At 63.0% G+C, this 15,429-nt stretch carries 13 protein-coding genes; 7 read left to right on the top strand and 6 right to left on the bottom strand.

The annotated features are described in order from the left end of the window. Positions 1–6: 6 nt before the first annotated feature. Positions 7–2,724 (top strand): MGH1-like glycoside hydrolase domain-containing protein, encoded by a 2,718-nt coding sequence (locus tag NF876_RS16795; protein WP_262269926.1) that lies wholly within the window; start codon positions 7–9, stop codon positions 2,722–2,724. Between the two features lie 177 nt (positions 2,725–2,901). Here the strand turns inward: NF876_RS16795 and NF876_RS16800 are convergent, their stop codons facing one another. The 3 genes from NF876_RS16800 to NF876_RS16810 are packed head-to-tail and all read right to left on the bottom strand — an operon-like array spanning position 2,902 to position 6,488. Next, positions 2,902–3,621 (bottom strand): PH domain-containing protein, encoded by a 720-nt coding sequence (locus NF876_RS16800; protein WP_262269927.1) that lies wholly within the window; start codon positions 3,619–3,621, stop codon positions 2,902–2,904. An 11-nt stretch (positions 3,622–3,632) separates the two neighbouring features. Continuing rightward, on the bottom strand, positions 3,633–5,237 hold the full coding sequence (locus tag NF876_RS16805) for a DHA2 family efflux MFS transporter permease subunit (RefSeq protein WP_262269928.1): 1,605 nt from the start codon (positions 5,235–5,237) through the stop codon (positions 3,633–3,635). Between the two features lie 39 nt (positions 5,238–5,276). Beyond that, the gene (locus NF876_RS16810; protein WP_262269929.1) at positions 5,277–6,488 is read right to left on the bottom strand and encodes an HlyD family secretion protein; all 1,212 of its coding nucleotides are present in this window, start codon (positions 6,486–6,488) and stop codon (positions 5,277–5,279) included. Positions 6,489–6,609: 121 nt separating this feature from the next. Here NF876_RS16810 and NF876_RS16815 point away from each other — a divergent pair, with 121 nt between their 5' ends. Continuing rightward, positions 6,610–7,287: a TetR/AcrR family transcriptional regulator gene (locus tag NF876_RS16815; RefSeq protein ID WP_262269930.1), complete on the top strand. Its 678-nt coding sequence runs from the start codon at positions 6,610–6,612 to the stop codon at positions 7,285–7,287. Positions 7,288–7,368: 81 nt separating this feature from the next. On the opposite strand, the gene NF876_RS16820 is transcribed toward NF876_RS16815, so the two are convergent. Continuing rightward, entirely contained in the window at positions 7,369–7,842 is a 474-nt protein-coding gene (locus NF876_RS16820) for a MaoC family dehydratase (RefSeq protein WP_262269931.1), read from the bottom strand. 62 nt (positions 7,843–7,904) lie between these two features. Further along, positions 7,905–8,501, bottom strand: a complete 597-nt coding sequence (locus tag NF876_RS16825) for a TetR/AcrR family transcriptional regulator (protein WP_262269932.1) — start codon at positions 8,499–8,501, stop codon at positions 7,905–7,907. A 77-nt stretch (positions 8,502–8,578) separates the two neighbouring features. Here NF876_RS16825 and NF876_RS16830 point away from each other — a divergent pair, with 77 nt between their 5' ends. The 5 genes from NF876_RS16830 to NF876_RS16850 all read left to right on the top strand — a co-directional run bounded on the left by NF876_RS16830 (position 8,579) and on the right by NF876_RS16850 (position 14,006). Further along, on the top strand, positions 8,579–9,769 hold the full coding sequence (locus tag NF876_RS16830; RefSeq protein WP_262269933.1) for an acetyl-CoA C-acyltransferase: 1,191 nt from the start codon (positions 8,579–8,581) through the stop codon (positions 9,767–9,769). Between the two features lie 56 nt (positions 9,770–9,825). Further along, positions 9,826–10,644 carry an SDR family NAD(P)-dependent oxidoreductase gene (locus tag NF876_RS16835; protein ID WP_262269934.1) on the top strand — a complete coding sequence of 273 codons (819 nt, stop codon included), beginning with the start codon at positions 9,826–9,828 and terminating at the stop codon, positions 10,642–10,644. Positions 10,645–10,942: 298 nt separating this feature from the next. Continuing rightward, the gene (locus tag NF876_RS16840; protein ID WP_262269935.1) at positions 10,943–11,971 is read left to right on the top strand and encodes a DUF6662 family protein; all 1,029 of its coding nucleotides are present in this window, start codon (positions 10,943–10,945) and stop codon (positions 11,969–11,971) included. A 364-nt stretch (positions 11,972–12,335) separates the two neighbouring features. Next, positions 12,336–13,274 (top strand): GGDEF domain-containing protein, encoded by a 939-nt coding sequence (locus NF876_RS16845; RefSeq protein ID WP_262269936.1) that lies wholly within the window; start codon positions 12,336–12,338, stop codon positions 13,272–13,274. 399 nt (positions 13,275–13,673) lie between these two features. Continuing rightward, a complete protein-coding gene (locus NF876_RS16850; RefSeq protein WP_315975048.1) occupies positions 13,674–14,006 on the top strand; it encodes a YkvA family protein in 333 nt (110 codons plus the stop codon). Between the two features lie 289 nt (positions 14,007–14,295). Here the strand turns inward: NF876_RS16850 and NF876_RS16855 are convergent, their stop codons facing one another. Then, on the bottom strand, positions 14,296–15,417 hold the full coding sequence (locus tag NF876_RS16855; RefSeq protein WP_262269938.1) for a Gfo/Idh/MocA family protein: 1,122 nt from the start codon (positions 15,415–15,417) through the stop codon (positions 14,296–14,298). Positions 15,418–15,429: the final 12 nt, after the last annotated feature.

Genomic DNA, 15,429 nt, shown 5'->3' on the forward strand with positions numbered 1-15,429 from the left:
GCCACAATGAACAGGACAACCGGCCTGGCACAGGCAGAGCGGCAGCGCCTGGCCGCGCAACGCGCCGGACGTGAGAACTGGCGCCTTTGGGGTCCCTATCTGTCCGAGCGGGCCTGGGGCACCGTGCGGGAGGACTACAGTCCCTACGGCACCGCCTGGGAGGATTTTGATCATGATCAGGCACGCTCCCGCGCCTACCGCTGGAGCGAAGACGGCCTGGGCGGGCTCTGCGACCAGCAGCAGCGGCTCTGTTTTGCGCTGGCCTTGTGGAACGGTCGCGATCCGATCCTGAAGGAGCGCGCCTTCGGTCTCACCGGGAACCAGGGCAATCGCGGCGAGGACGTCAAGGAATTCTATTTTTATCTCGATGCAACGCCGAGCCACAGCTGGCTTCGCTACCTCTACAAATATCCGCAGGAGGCGTATCCCTATGCCCGCCTCGTCGAAGAGAGCCGCCACCGCAGCCGCCTCGATCCATCCTTCGGGCTCCTCGATTCCGGCGTGTTCGAGGCCGGCTACTGGGATGTTGAGGTAACCTACGCCAAGGCAAGCCCGACCGAGATCCACATCCGCATCGAGGCGCGCAATTGCGGCCCGGCACGAGCGGTGCTGCACCTGCTGCCGACCCTCTGGTTCCGCAACACCTGGACCTGGGGCGACGGTGCGGAGCGGCCGGTGCTGCAGGCCGCTCCAGCAACGCGGGGGACGGCCTGGGCTGTGCAGGCGCAGCACGCTTCGCTCGGCAGCTACTGGCTGTATGGCCGGCGGTCTGCGGAGCCGCTGTTTACTGAGAACGACAGCAATGCCGAGCGCCTGTGGGGGCGGCCCTCTCCCTTACGCTATGTCAAGGACGCCTTTCACCGGCGCGTCATAGCTGGCGAGGCGGCTGCTGTTAACCCCAATCAAAGCGGTACCAAGTTCGCAGCCTGGTCGGTGATCGAGGTCGCTGCCGGCAGAGCCGGACATATCGACCTGGTGCTGTCAGCAAGGCCGTTAATCAAGCCATTCTGCAGCTCCGAGGCCGTGTTCCAAACCCGGCGCGAGGAGGCCGATGCATTTTACCATGGTCTGCTTCCGGCTCGACGCCGCGACGAGATGCTCATCCTGCGGCAGGCGCTGGCTGGCATGGTGTGGTGCAAGCAGTTCTACCACTACGAGGTGGAGCGTTGGTTGGACGGTGACGGATTTCCACCGCCGGCAAGCCGGAAGTGGGGCCGGAACGCAGCATGGAAGCACATTAGGGCGTGCGATGTGATCTCGATGCCGGACAGCTGGGAGTATCCGTGGTTCGCCGCATGGGATCTCGCCTTCCATTGCATGGCGTTCGCCCTCATCGACATCGGTTTCGCTAAGGATCAGATCGAGCTGCTGTTATCCGAACGGTATCTGCACCCGAATGGCCAGATCCCAGCCTACGAATGGGCTTTCGGTGACGTCAACCCACCGATGCATGCCCTCGGAGCTCTCGAGGTGTTTCGCGCCGAGCGCGCCCAGCGCGGCACGGCCGACTTGCACTTTCTTCGCCGTGTTTTTCACAAGCTATTGCTGAACTACACCTGGTGGATCAATCGCAAGGATAGCGAGGGCCACAACGTCTTCGAAGGCGGGTTTCTCGGCCTCGATAACATCAGCGTCATTGATCGCTCGCGCCCCCTGCCTGGTGGATTCCGACTCAAGCAGTCGGACGCCACCGGCTGGATGGCGATGTTTGCTCTCAACATGACTGTGATGGCGCTCGAGATTGCGGTCGACGATCCCGACTACGAGAACATTGCGATCCAGTGCTACTATCAGTTCCTGGCGATCGCAAATGCCATTCGGGGCCACGCCAGCCATGGGACGTCACTGTGGGATCCCAGCGCCGGCTTCTTCAAGGATCTGATCGTAGCGCCTGACGGCACGGCTCATCGCATCGATGTGTACTCGTTGGTGGGGCTGATCCCACTCTTTGCCACCGAAGTCATCGAACCGCGGCTGCTTGAGAACGTCCCGCGATTCCGGACCATGCTGAGCGCGCACGCAGGCGGGCTGTTTCGCGGCAATCTCATCTGCGCCTGCCCCGAGCACGAGAATGACAAGGGTGAACATCTCCTGGCTCTGATCGACGAGTCCATGCTGCCACAGATTTTGCAACACATATTCGATGAGAGCGAGTTCCTGTCACCCTATGGTGTCGGGAGCGTCAGCCGGGTCCACGCCAAGCACCGTGACTTGGGCGTGCTGCCCGGGATTGGAGAGGCGATGATCGAATATGCGCCCGGCGAGTCAACATTGGGCTTGTTCGGCGGCAATTCCAACTGGCGGGGCCCGATCTGGATCCCGATCAATTACCTGCTTGTCGAAGCACTTGGCAAGTTCCACCGCTATCTCGGCGACGGCTTGACAATGAGTGCCTTCGACGGGACCGTACAGACCCTGAAAGATATGGAACTCCACCTCACCCGACGGCTGATCGATCTCTTTCAGCCGGATCCAGACGGCCGGCGGCCGATCTTTCGGACGCAGGGGATATTCTCGACTGATCCACACTGGCGCGACTTGTTGCTCTTCCATGAGTATTTCCATGCTGACACAGGGCAAGGCCTTGGAGCGGCCCACCAGACCGGCTGGACTGGACTGCTCGCGAACCTGGTGCTGCGGCAATATGGACGCGATAGTGCCCCATTCCAGCGCGAGCCCACCAACGCCGCGACTGCGATGAGGCGTTACGACCATCCAGCGTGAACGGCTCCAGTGCAATCGGTTTCCGATTGTTGTTCCTTGTCAGCGTGTCTGATGGGGTGTGATGACAGCTTCGAGGCTCGGGCTCAAAAGTGACCTCCACTTTTGGAATCGATCCGGTGCTCATCGTCGTTCATGGCGTATCGTTGAGCGCGGAGAACCATTTTTCTGCACGGTGCGCTAGGTGAACCGCACGTCGCTCATATCAATCGAGACCAGCAGGACGTCCAGGTTCGGTCTGCGGTCGGGCCCGCGCAGATAGGCCCGCCGCTTGCTGGGCAGGCGAATTCCATCGGCCTCGATGTAGTCGTGGACGATCTGCGCCGCGGCAAACCCGCCGGCGACATCGACCGTGTAGTCATGCCGGCGCAGGGACAGGTCCTCTCCAAAATAGAAGTCCTGAACGTGGCTGTGCGTGGCTATAGAGTCCGGAAACTCCACCCGCAGAACGCGCCAGATCCTGCTTCCCTCAGCCCAGGGCTCAACCTCCTGGACCCGGACACCCTCCATCATGAACAGGAACGGGGTCGTGAGATAGGTCCACATGGCATATCCGTTGAAGTAGGCCCGGTGCAGCGGGTCCCACGGCGCGTCGAGGCCATGGCCGGCAAATGACGCTCTCGGGTGCATGCGTTCCCTCACAATCGAGCCATCGCTCCGAACAATGGCGATCCGTTCGAGCGTGAATTCCGTATGCCAGTCAGGGTCGCCGAAGGGCTTGAGCGAGGCACGTTCCTGATCAAGAGACACGGTCATGCGGCGCGGGTTCGGATCCTGGATCAGGCCCTTGAGGCCCCAGAGCCCCCCGCCCGTCACGATCGTCGCCTCCCCTTGGGTGAGGGACCTCCAGCGGTCGAGACCGCCGTGAGCCTCAATGATTTCTGCAAGAAACGTATTCATCGTGATCGTCCTCAATGAGCGACGCCCGCATCGCTGGTGCCCTTCACCTTGCGAGTGAACAGCAAGGTCAGGGCGGCTATCGCCAGCAGAACGCCGAGAACGGCGTAGGTGTCGCTGAAGCCCAGGATCAGGGCCTGCCGCCGCACGGTGGAGCCGAGGGCTGCAAGCGCCTTGTGCTGCGCCGCAGCGGAATCGGAGATACCATGCGACGCGAAGTAATGCGTCAGATCGGCGATCCTCTGACGCACCTCCTCACGATAGAGCGTCACCGACTGGCCGATGATGTTCGAGTGGAACTGCTCGCGCTTGGTCAGGATCGTGCCAAGGGTAGCGGTTCCGACCGCGCCGCCGAGGTTGCGCAGCATGTTCGACAGGCCCGAGGCCGCACCGGCTTCACTCGGAGCAATGCCGGCCGTGGTAATCGCGCTGATCGGTGTCAGCACCAGAGCCTGGCCGATCGCCCGCACGATGTTCGGCACCCATAGCTGGTCACCGGCCGTGTCGGGTGACAGCGTCGTGTTCATGAAGCAGCTCACGGCGAACAAGCTAAGCCCGACGAACGCGATGGAGCGAGGCTCGTAGCGCTTCATGAGAAGCGGCAGGAGCGGAATCAGCAGGAGCTGCGGCAGTCCCGTCCAGGCGAGCACGTTGCCGATCTGCTCGGCATTGTAGCGCTGCACCTGGCCGAGATACTGCGGCAGGATATACACGGTGCCGAACAGCGCAAAGCCAATGAGCACCTGTGCGAGAACGCCGACGCCAAAGTTGCGGCGGGCGAGGAGCCGCAGATTGACGAGCGGGTTCTTGACCGTGAGCTCGATCGCCACGAAGGCGGACAGGAAGGCCGCTGCCACAATAGCGAGCCGGAAGATGAAGGGTGAGGCGAACCAGTCATCCTTGTTGCCTTCCTCGAGGACCGTCTGTAGCGCTGATAGCCCGATGGCCATGGTGATGATGCCGGCCCAGTCGCCTTCCCTCAGGAGCGACAGCCGCATCGGCTGTCGCTCAAGGGTGAGGGCAAGCGCCACGGCCATGACGATGCTGGGCGGCAGGTTGATGAAGAAGATCGTCCGCCAGCCGTAGTTCTCGGTCAGATAGCCGCCGATGGTCGGGCCGATTGCCGGTGCGAAGGTGACCGAGAGCGCGAAGAGAGCAAGCCCTATCGGCTGCTGCGACTTCGGCAGCTTGGTCAGAACCATCGTGAAGGCCATCGGGATCAGGATGCCGCCGGCGAAGCCCTGAAGCCCTCGCATGACGATCATCGAGCCGAGGTCATGGGTGAAGGCGCAGGCGATCGAGAACAGCGGGAACAGGATCGTATTGGCGATGATATAGCGCCGGAAGGAGAAGACACGACTCAGGTAATCCGTCAGCGGGATCACCACGATCTCGCCGATCAGGTAGGAAGTCGAGATCCAGGCGCCGTTGTCCACGCCGGTGCCGATGCCGCCCTCGATGTCGAGCAGCGAGGCATTGGTGATCTGGATGTTCAGGATCGCCATGAAGGCGCCGATCATGCCGGCCAGCACGGCAACCCACGAGGTCAGGCTGGCTCTGTCTGCTGGGCGCGCGGTGGATGATGAGGAGCGCGGGGGGTTGAGCGTCATGTCGGACATAGAACTGCCTCCGGCGAGTGTGTCGCCCTGCGTTTGAAGCTATCCTCTGATGACAGGCTCTGATGCCATCCGGTGCTCCGGCGTCCTGGTGTCGATGCTGGGCACGACCGACATGCCGGGCCTGAGCTGGCCGGCAACCGGACTGCCGGTGTCGAGAACGATTTTCACCGGGATGCGCTGCACCACCTTCGTGAAGTTGCCGGTGGCATTGTCGGGCGGCAGCAGGGCGAACTCCTGCCCGCTGGCCGGCGCGATGCTGTCCACACGCCCGCGGAACGTGGCGCCCGGGAAGGTATCGACTTCGATTGCGACCGGCTGCCCGGGCCGGACATCGGTCAGCTGCGTCTCCTTGTAATTGGCGACGACATAGGTTGCATCGACCGGCACCACGGCCATCAGCTGCGTTCCCGCCTGGACGTACTGGCCGACCCGCAGCGTCCGGTTCCCGACAACCCCATCGACCGGCGCGGTGATGGTGGTGTAGGACAGGTTCAGCTCGGCCTGCTTGAGCACCGCTCCGTCCCGCGCCAGCGCCGCCTGAGCCTGAGCCAGTTCGGCCTTCAGGATATCGGTCTGCCGGGTCGCATTCGCGTGGGCGGCCTCATCGCGCACAACTGCTGCACGGGCGGCCGCGATGCGGGACGAGGCCTGCTGAGCATTCTGAATGCTCCCGAAACCCTTAGCCGCGAGAGTCGCGTAGCGCTGGTCGTCCTGCTCGGCGAAGGCGGCATTGGCCTGATCGACGGCGATCGTCGCGCGTGCCGCGTCAATCAGCGACTGCTGAGCGGCCAGCGCGGCCACTTTGTTGTCGACTGTCGCTTGGGCCGCGGCGAGATCGGCTTTGGCCTGCACCAGCGCCACGGCATAGTCGCGATCGTCGATCCGGGCCAGGATCGCGCCGGCCTTAACGCGCTCGTTGTCGCTGACCAGCACCTCCGCGATATAGCCCGGCACCTTTGGTGCGATCGTCGTGTTGTCAGCCCGGACATAGGCGTCGTCCGTCGACACCGTGAAGCGTCCGACGGACCAGTAGCGCCAGCCGTAGTCGGCCGCTCCCGCCAGGGCGAGGAGACCGGCACCCGCCAATAGGAGCGCGCGCAGCCGGCGCCTTGCGTCTGTCGGGCGGCCAATGGGATCCGTCTGAACAGGCGCGGCGCTTGGATCAGGCTCGGGAGCGCGATTGGTCGGGTGAGGACTGAGGACTGTCAACGCGGGCTTTTCAGCCGTGAAGGGAGCTGACTGCTGGGACATCGAAATACCCCTTTCCCATTTGGAGGACCCGGACAGCCCGGTCCGCACCAACTTAGGAAACTTGATGTTTTCCAAAATAGACCCTATAACGGTGATGTCAATCAGAATTTGGAAAACCATCATGGGCGAAATTGCACAGAAGACCCGGCGCTCCCGTGGACGCCCGCCCATCCGCTCCGACGAGGAGACCCGGCATCTGATCCTCGAGGCCGCTTCGCAGGAATTTCGAACGAACGGCTACGCCTCAACCACTATGGTGGCCGTGGGCCAACGGGCCGGCGTTTCCACCAAGACCATCTACCGTCTCATCCCGACTAAGGCGGAGCTGTTCAAAAGCATGTGCTCCGAGCGGATTGGCCGTTTCATGCTGGCCATCGATGAAGCCGTCATCGGAACCCTTGAGCTTGAGGCGGCGCTCGAGCGCATTCTGGGTGCGTACGGCAAGTTGACCCTTGATCAGGAGGTCATCGCCATTACCCGGCTCGTCAGCAGTGAGAGCGACCGCTTTCCCGAACTCGGATCGGCCTTTTACGAGGGCGCCTTCCGGCGCACCCGGGAGGCCATAGAGGGCTGGCTGCGGCGGCAATGCGACCGGGGCCTGATCGCGCTCGAGGATCCTGGTGTCGCGGCTGACATGCTGCGCGGCATGATAGCCATGGAGCCGCAGCGTGCCGTGATGCTGGGCCAACGCCGCGCTCCTGATGAAGAGGAGATCGCGGCACGTGCCAAGATGTGCGCGAGCCTGTTCCTGAACGGCTGCCGTCCCGATCGCGTCACAGCCGCAAGCCCCGCCATCTAATCAGGTGGCAATTAGAGCTTTGGAAACAAGAGGTTTGGCCATGCCAAACCAACGCACTCATGCCGGTTTTGTTAGGCGCTCTTAGCGCGACTCGGTAGACGGGGTGCGAGGAACCACAAGCTTCGACGTCAGCACCTGAACGACTTCGCCGCGCTGGTTGCGAGTCTCGCTCCGCAACACCACGATGCCGCGGTCCGGCTTGGAGCGGGATGGGATGATCTCCAGGACCTCACTGACGACATGGAGTTCGTCGCCAGGACGGGTCGGCTTCGGCCACGCGATCTCGCCGCCGGCGCCGACAAGCCCGCCGGCGATGGGCGCGCCACCGTTCACGAGCAATCGCATCGTGACAGCAGCCGTGTGCCAGCCGCTGGCTGCAAGGCCGGCAAAGAGCGACCTGGCAGCGGCATCCTCATCAAGGTGAAACGGCTGCGGGTCGAACTCTTCTGCGAAGCGTTTGATCTGCTCGGCATCCAGCCTGTGTGACGCACTCGTGAAGGTCTGGCCGACGTGCAGGTCGTCCAGAAACAGATGTTCTCGTTTGTGGCTCTCCATGCCAGCACCCTCCCTTCATCGCTTCCAAACAGCCTCAATGGTTAAGGGGTGGCCCGAATTCGTCACACCGCCTCGCGGGCGAGACGCAGTGCGGCCTCCTGACCGGAGCGCAGGATCGTCTCGGAGAGAGCTGGATCCGTGGTCACGCGGGCAAGCTGCAGGGTGCCGATCATCAGTCCGAAGATGGCATAGGCGGTTTCCGTCGCCTTCTCCGAGGAGAAGGACGAGGGCAGTTCGGCCGCGATGATCGCGACGATCTCGCCCACAGCATCGGCCATGATGGTGCGGGTCCTGGGATCGTTGCGGGCGACCTCGGACGCCAGCGCGGCAACGGAGCAGCCTGCCTCCGGCCGGTCGCGATGTACCGTGCGCAGATACCGCCGCACGATGGCCTCGAGTCCGTCCTCGCCGCGCTCGCGTGCAGCCTTCGCCTCTGCAGCCCATGCCTCGCGGCTGCTCGCATGGGCGGTTGAGAGGGCCTCCCGAACGAGGTCGTCCTTCGATTTGAAATGGGCGTAGAAGCCGCCATGGGTCAGCCCGGCATCCGCCATCAGGCCGGCGACGCCGGTCCCATCGATGCCCTTGGCGCGAAACTGCGCCCCCGCGATATCGATGACGCGTTTGCGTGTCTGTTCCTTGTGACCCTTTTCGTAGCGCAATGCGGCACTCCAATTGCAGTGGACTTTACATTACGTTCATCATGTTATATGTCAACCATCATATAAAGGAGACGCAGATGTCGTCGCATGATCCGGTCGTGATCGTTTCCGCCGTCCGCAGCCCGCTCGGACGCTTTCAAGGCAGTCTCTCGGGACTGAGTGCTCCGAATCTCGGCAGCCATGTCATTCGCGCCACGCTCGACCGCGCCGGCCTAGCGCCCGAGAGGGTCGACGAGGTCCTCATGGGCTGCGTGTTGCCGGCCGGACAGGGCCAGGCCCCCGCCCGCCAGGCGGCCCGCGGGGCAGGCCTGCCAGACGCAACCGGTGCCACGACCATCAACAAGGTCTGCGGCTCCGGCATGAAGGCAACCATGTTAGCCCATGATCTCATTCTGGCCGGTTCAGCGGAGATCGTGGTGTCCGGCGGAATGGAATCGATGTCCAATGCCCCATACCTTCTGGCGAAGGCCCGGAGCGGTTACCGGGTCGGGCACGACCGACTCCTCGATCACATGATGATGGATGGTCTGGAGGACGCCTATGAGGGAGGTCGGCCGATGGGCGACTTCGGTGAGGCGACGGCGGAGGCTTATCAGTTCAGCAGGGCCGATCAGGATGCTTATGCGGTCGAGACCCTAACCCGGGCCCGCAAGGCGGTTGAAGACGGCGCGTTTTCCAGCGAAATCGCACCTGTGGCGATCGCAGGGAGAACCGGTGACACCATCGTTGAGACTGACGAAAACCCGCTCAAGGTCTCGCCCGAGAAGATCCCTTCTCTGAAAGCCGCCTTCCGACCCGATGGCACGATTACAGCGGCGAGTTCGTCCGCCAATGCCGATGGAGCCGCGGCTCTCGTCCTCACGCGCCGTTCGGTGGCGGAGCGCGAGGGCACGCCGATCCTGGCCGAGATCAAGGGCCATGCCACCCACTCACAGGATCCGGCTTGGTTCACCACGGCCCCGATCCCGGCGATCCGCAAGCTCCTCGACAAGGCGGGCTGGAGCGTGGGGGATGTCGACTTGTTCGAAATCAATGAGGCCTTCGCCGTCGTTGCCATGGCGGCGCAGCGGGACCTCGGTATTCCCCACGACATCCTCAACGTGAATGGCGGTGCCTGCGCCCTCGGCCATCCGATCGGCGCCACCGGCGCCCGCCTGATCGTGACCCTGCTGCATGCGCTGGAGCAACGGGGACTGTCCCGCGGGATCGCATCCCTGTGCATCGGCGGCGGCGAGGCCACGGCTATCGCAGTCGAGCGCGCGGCCTGAGCGGCAGGTGCATTCGCCTTGTTGCGTCCCTCCTCTTGAACCGAAGGAATATGGATATGAACCAAGGATTAGGAACGGCATTGGTCACCGGCGCGTCGGCCGGCATCGGAGCAGTGTATGCAGACCGTCTCGCCCGCCGCGGATACGATCTCGTTCTCGTCGCCCGCGATGAGGCAAAGCTGAACGCCCTCGCAGCCCGGCTGATCAGCGAGACCGGCGTAAAAGCTGAGGTCCTGCGAGCTGATCTTGCGGACGCCGATGACCTCCGTAAGGTGGAGACACGACTCCGCTCGGACGACATCACTATGCTCGTCAACAATGCCGGTACCGCGGTGGCCGGTCCAACGATCGAGATGGACCCCGAGCGTCTCGAGGCCATGATCCATCTCAACGTGGTGGTGGCGACACGCCTGGCACGAGCCGTTGCGCCTGGCCTGGCACAACGACATCGGGGCGACATCATCAATATCGCCTCCGTGGTGGCCATTCGGGGCGATCAACCAGCCATCAGTGTGGGTTATGGTGCCAGTAAGGCCTATCTCCTCGCCTTTAGCGAAGGGCTCGACAGCGAGCTTACGCCTTACGGCGTCCGTGTGCAGGCCGTGCTGCCCGGCGTCACGCGGACGGACCTGTGGGAGAAGGGAGGGCTCGACATCAACGCTCTCCCACAGGACATTGTCATGGAGACCAGTGATATGGTCGATGCGGCGCTTGCTGGGTTCGATCAGGGAGAACGGGTCACGATTCCAGCACTCCCGGACGTGTCCGACTGGACTGCCTTCAAAACCGCGCGGGCAGCGCTCCTGCCGAACATCTCTCATCGCCTGCCGGCGGAACGCTACAGCCGCAGGAGGGCCGATAGCGTTTCCCAGTAACGCAGGGGCCCAACGGATCGTAGTGGGATGGGGAAATAGCTCGTCTCGAAGGTCTCAGGCGACCGCCGACGATTGAGCCGCGGCCCGGACCCATTCGCGTCAGGCCGACAAGGGAGGGTGTTCCTCATTCTGCTGCAACGCTGTCGAGCCGGCTCAGCCAAGTCACTGCGGCGCATCGACCTCGCAGTTGCCTGCCCTGCAAGCACGACCTTTGCAGGCCTTCCGCCCTAGGGAGCGAAAGGCTAGGGTTCGCCTGAAGTCAAGCCTTCACTGGGTCATGAGGTCTGCCGGAGCTGCCATGTCGCTTAGCCCTGTCCTTCGTGTCGCTCCCGCCTTGGCCCTCGTGGCCTTGATCTATCCAGCTTGTGCCGAAGGGCTCCCGCGTCGGTCGTCGCCGCGTCCGGCACAGCCTCAGGGCAGGCAGCAGGCCCAAGATAACAAGCAGTCCCAGGAGGACAAGCAGTCCCTATCCGAAGTCGACACCGAGGATCTGTTCGGGTTCACCGAGGGCAGCGACGTGGGGGATCCGGGCGAGTTGGAAGCCTCCATCGACAGCATGGGGCGCTTCGGCCGTAGGGGCGGGCGCTATGACGTGTTCAGCCCCACGCTCGAATTGGAATACACCCCGGCCGAGAGGTTCAGCCTCTCGCTTGATGCCACCTTCGACCGCTACTGGATCCGCAATGTCCCGGATCTCGAGAACCGGAATACCGGCGGCTTGAGCCAGCTCTCCACGCAGTGGCGCTACCAGTTCATCAAGCGCGACCCGTCTCCCGTCGGGGTCACGCTCAGCGTGGAGCCTCAGTTCGGCTTCTTCGATCGGGACACGGGCGAGCGCGCGCGCCGCACGGGCCTTGAGGCGGTGCTGAGCCTTGACACGGCCCTGGTGCCCGAGCGGCTCTTCGGAGCGGTCAACCTCACCTATGAGGCGGAGCGTGTGCGACCTCGGACGTTCATCGGCCTTGATCGTGACCTGGAGGAAGTGGATCCGTCCGACCCCGCGGCCGTCGCCATCACTCGGACGCCCGCGGAGCGGGAGTCGACCCTCGGGATCTCCGCAGCCGTGGCCTACCAGGCGGTGCCGAACCTGTTTGTCGGCGCCGAGGCGCGTTACCTGCGCCAGTACCAGGGTCTCGACTTCAAGGCGTTCGAGGGACACGCACTGTTCATCGGCCCAACCCTGTACGTGAAGGTTTCCGACCAGCTGTCCCTGTCCGCGGCATGGAACGTCCAAGTGGCCGGGAAGGCGAATGACGGGTCTGGTTACCTCGACCTCGAGAACTTTGACCACCATCAGGCCAAGCTCAAGCTGATCGCGCAGTTCTGATACCAGGGCTTGAAGCTGAGTGCTCGCCTGGGCAGGGCCTCCTGGCAGACAATAAGGATCTCGGAAGCCAGAGTTCGGCCGCGCAATCGATATGCAATGCTGTCAGATTGGCCTTGTCCCAGATGATCGCGAATGGCTGCTCCGGCACGGGCCGACCTTAGCCGTACTTCCACGATGGACAGCTATCGAGACGCTCGCCGAACCTTGCTTTAGGACTCAGATTGACCCGTCGCGGCCTTAGGGGCATTGCCCACGAGGCTATTTACCAAACGAGGCCAAATAAGGGGAACCCCTCAGTGGACGGCGAGTTTGCAGGCTGGCAATGGCTCATTATTCTGCTTGTCCCTTTCTGACTTGAGTTTCGATGACCTCACCCCCTTCCAATCCCGACGATGAAGCGCTCCGCTGCCTTGTGGAGGCCCTCACGGAAAGCGGGCAGGCTGTGTCCATCTTCGATGCCGACGACAACCTCCGGTACGCCAACAAGACTTATCAGGGCATGTTCCTCGGCGACTACGACGGTCCTTTCACCTTCGCCGCCATCCTCCGCCACGCGCACAGAAATGGACTGGGGGTGCGGATCGATGACAATGACGTCGAGGCCTTCATCGCCCGAACCCTTCCACGACGCCGGAGCGTGCCCCGCAAGTCGTTTGAGACCGATCTGGTGGATGGTCGCTGGTTCTGGATCGACCACACCATCCTGCCGAACGGCTGGGTTCTGTCCGTCGGCGCTGACATCACGGCCTTGAAGAACAACGAGAAGTCCCTGCGTCAGGCCCACGAGGCAGCGCTGAGGGCCTCCCGGACCGATCAGCTCACCGGGCTGCCGAACCGTCGTCACATCCTGGGACTGCTCGATGAGGCGCTCGCCGCCATTGAAGATACGGGATCCGGCTTGTGCATTGCCGTGATCGACCTCGACCATTTCAAGGCCATCAACGATGCGCATGGGCATGAGGCGGGCGATGCCGTCCTCGAGCATTTCGCGCGCTCCTGCCGTGTGAGGGTGAGGGCACAGGATCGCTTGGGTCGGACCGGCGGGGAGGAGTTCCTGCTCCTGCTGCCTGAGCTTCGGCTCGACCACGCCGTGCGCATGATCGAGCGCATCCGCGACGGCTTTCCCCCAGCAGTCCTGGAGCACAGTGGGCTCGAACTCTCTTGCACCTTCAGCGCCGGAGTGGCCGAAGCTCTACCGGATGACGACCGCAGCTCGATCCTCCGTCGAGCCGACAGGGCCCTTTACGCAGCCAAGGAGGAGGGGCGGAACCGCACTAAAATCGGCTTCGAAGGAACCCGCTGAGGATACCGGTGCCCTCATGATGAGTACTCGACCGCTGTGTTGGTCAACGCACTGCATGTGAGCGACTAGGACGTCGAAGACCCGGTAATCCGGTTGAAAGGTGCAGATGCGGAGATCGAAAGGATTCCGTCAGTGGACTTCATCCAACCGCGCCATTGCAGGAAGGTCGTGCCCTGGCATGGGCTCGACCTTAGACGTATTTCCGGAGTACGGGAGGTAGCGGACCTTCCAACGTCACCACCGATCTTCTTGGTTTGGCCCAAACGTTCCTTCGCTGGCTTGCGCGGCTGAGATCCCCTATAGGCGTTCGGGCAAGACAGACCTCTCTCCGAAAAGGGCTAAGGGATGGGGATCGGGGCACGATTGAAGGATTGGGCACGCGCCATCAAGAAGGATGTCGTGGCGCTCTACATCGCCGGCCGCGACCCGCGGGTGCCATGGTATGTGAAGGCCGCAGCCGTGGTGATTGCAGCTTACGCCCTCAGCCCGATCGATTTGATACCTGACTTCATCCCAGTGCTGGGCTATCTCGACGAGGTGATCCTTCTGCCCATCGTAATCTCCTTGCTGATCATGATGATCCCCGAGCCTCTGATGGCGGAGTTCCGGGAGGAGGCGCAGCGCCGATTGGAGCGTCCGACCAGCCGCATCGCGGCGGCGGCAATCATCGTCCTTTGGATTGCTACAATTACGTTAACGCTTTGGGCGTTCTGGCCACCGCCAGTGCTGTGAAGAGCCTCATCGACATTGTGGTTTCTGCTTGAGCCGCACGACCACATCAACTCGCCCGACCTTGTAGTTCTCGGGTGTGAATTGGCGTCGAATGCTGCCCCCCAGCCGACTGCCATCAAGTGCATGACGTTGTTGCAAATTCATGGTGTCGGCGGGGTCATCATCGGCGCCGATCGCGACCCCGCCGAATTCCCATTTTATCGCTAAACCAAGGCGTTTCGCTGCTCGCGCGAGGGGGGTTAACCTTCGGTGCCGCTTCACAGTGGGCACCTCCGAGGGAACCGCAGGATCAGGCGTGAGCAGCTACCCGCCCGCGCATATCGGCTGCGGACCAACCTTCTTGGATCATCGACATCATCTCCTTGAAGAGCACGAGGTCCTCGCGGGCATCGGCAAGCGAGGTCTTCGGTCGGCGTCCTTGCGTGACGTTCTCGTGAAAGGCCAGCCACTCGATCTCGAAGGCGTCCTTCCAAGTGGATCCGACCTGCCGCTTGGCCATGCCGTCGGATCCCGGCTCCAGGACGGTCAGGCGACCTGGCAAGTTCCGGACGTAGGGGGTGTCGTAGTCGACCCGGACGATCCTGGACGGGCTGTAGACCTCGATGTGAGCATCAAAGCGCGGGATGGCATCGACGCTCGTCTCGAACTGGCAGACGAAGTCGCCGTAGTCGAACGCCGCTGAGACCGTGCGCCCCTCGGGACCCCGGCATGCCGCGTACAGGATCCCCTTGGGCAATCCGAGCAGCTCGCGCATGGCCGAGATGTCGTGGCTGGCGAGTCCCAGCAGGAGCAGGTACGTCTTGTCGAGGGGCTCTGGCACCGGTCCGACCGCCGCGGTCACCATCTCCCTCTGCTTGGCCAGCAGCTCCTCCTCGGCGCCCTTCGGCAAGTCCGTCGGCCGGATCACGTTGTTGATCTGGGTGATGATGAGCGGATTCCGCCCGATGACGTCGTGCACGCGGGCGAGCCGGATGTCGGGAAGCTCCTGCACCAGCCGCTTTGCCTCCGTGAAGGCCTGCGCGTAGCGGCGCATGAACCCGACCTGGGCGACGACCCCGGCTTGCTTCTCCTGGGCGATCAGCGCATCCGCCTCCGCAAGGGACATGCACATGGGCTTCTCGACCAGCACGGACTTGCCGGCCTTGATCGCGGCCATGGCGACCTCGGCGTGGAAGACGTGCGGGTTGGCGATCAGGACCGTATCGACCTCGGCGGAGTTGACCAGCTCCCGGTAGTCCTGGAAGCGATGCCTCACCCCGAACTGCTCCCCGACGCCCTCGAGCACCTTGGCGCTGACGTCGCAGATCGCCGTGACGCGGAACTTGTCCCTAAGGTTCTGCAAGGTGGGAAGGTGGATGATCTGGGCGACCTCGCCACAGCCGACGACGCCGACACGTAGAATTTCAGGCATGGTGTTTCCCTA

Source organism: Microvirga yunnanensis (genome assembly GCF_025460875.1).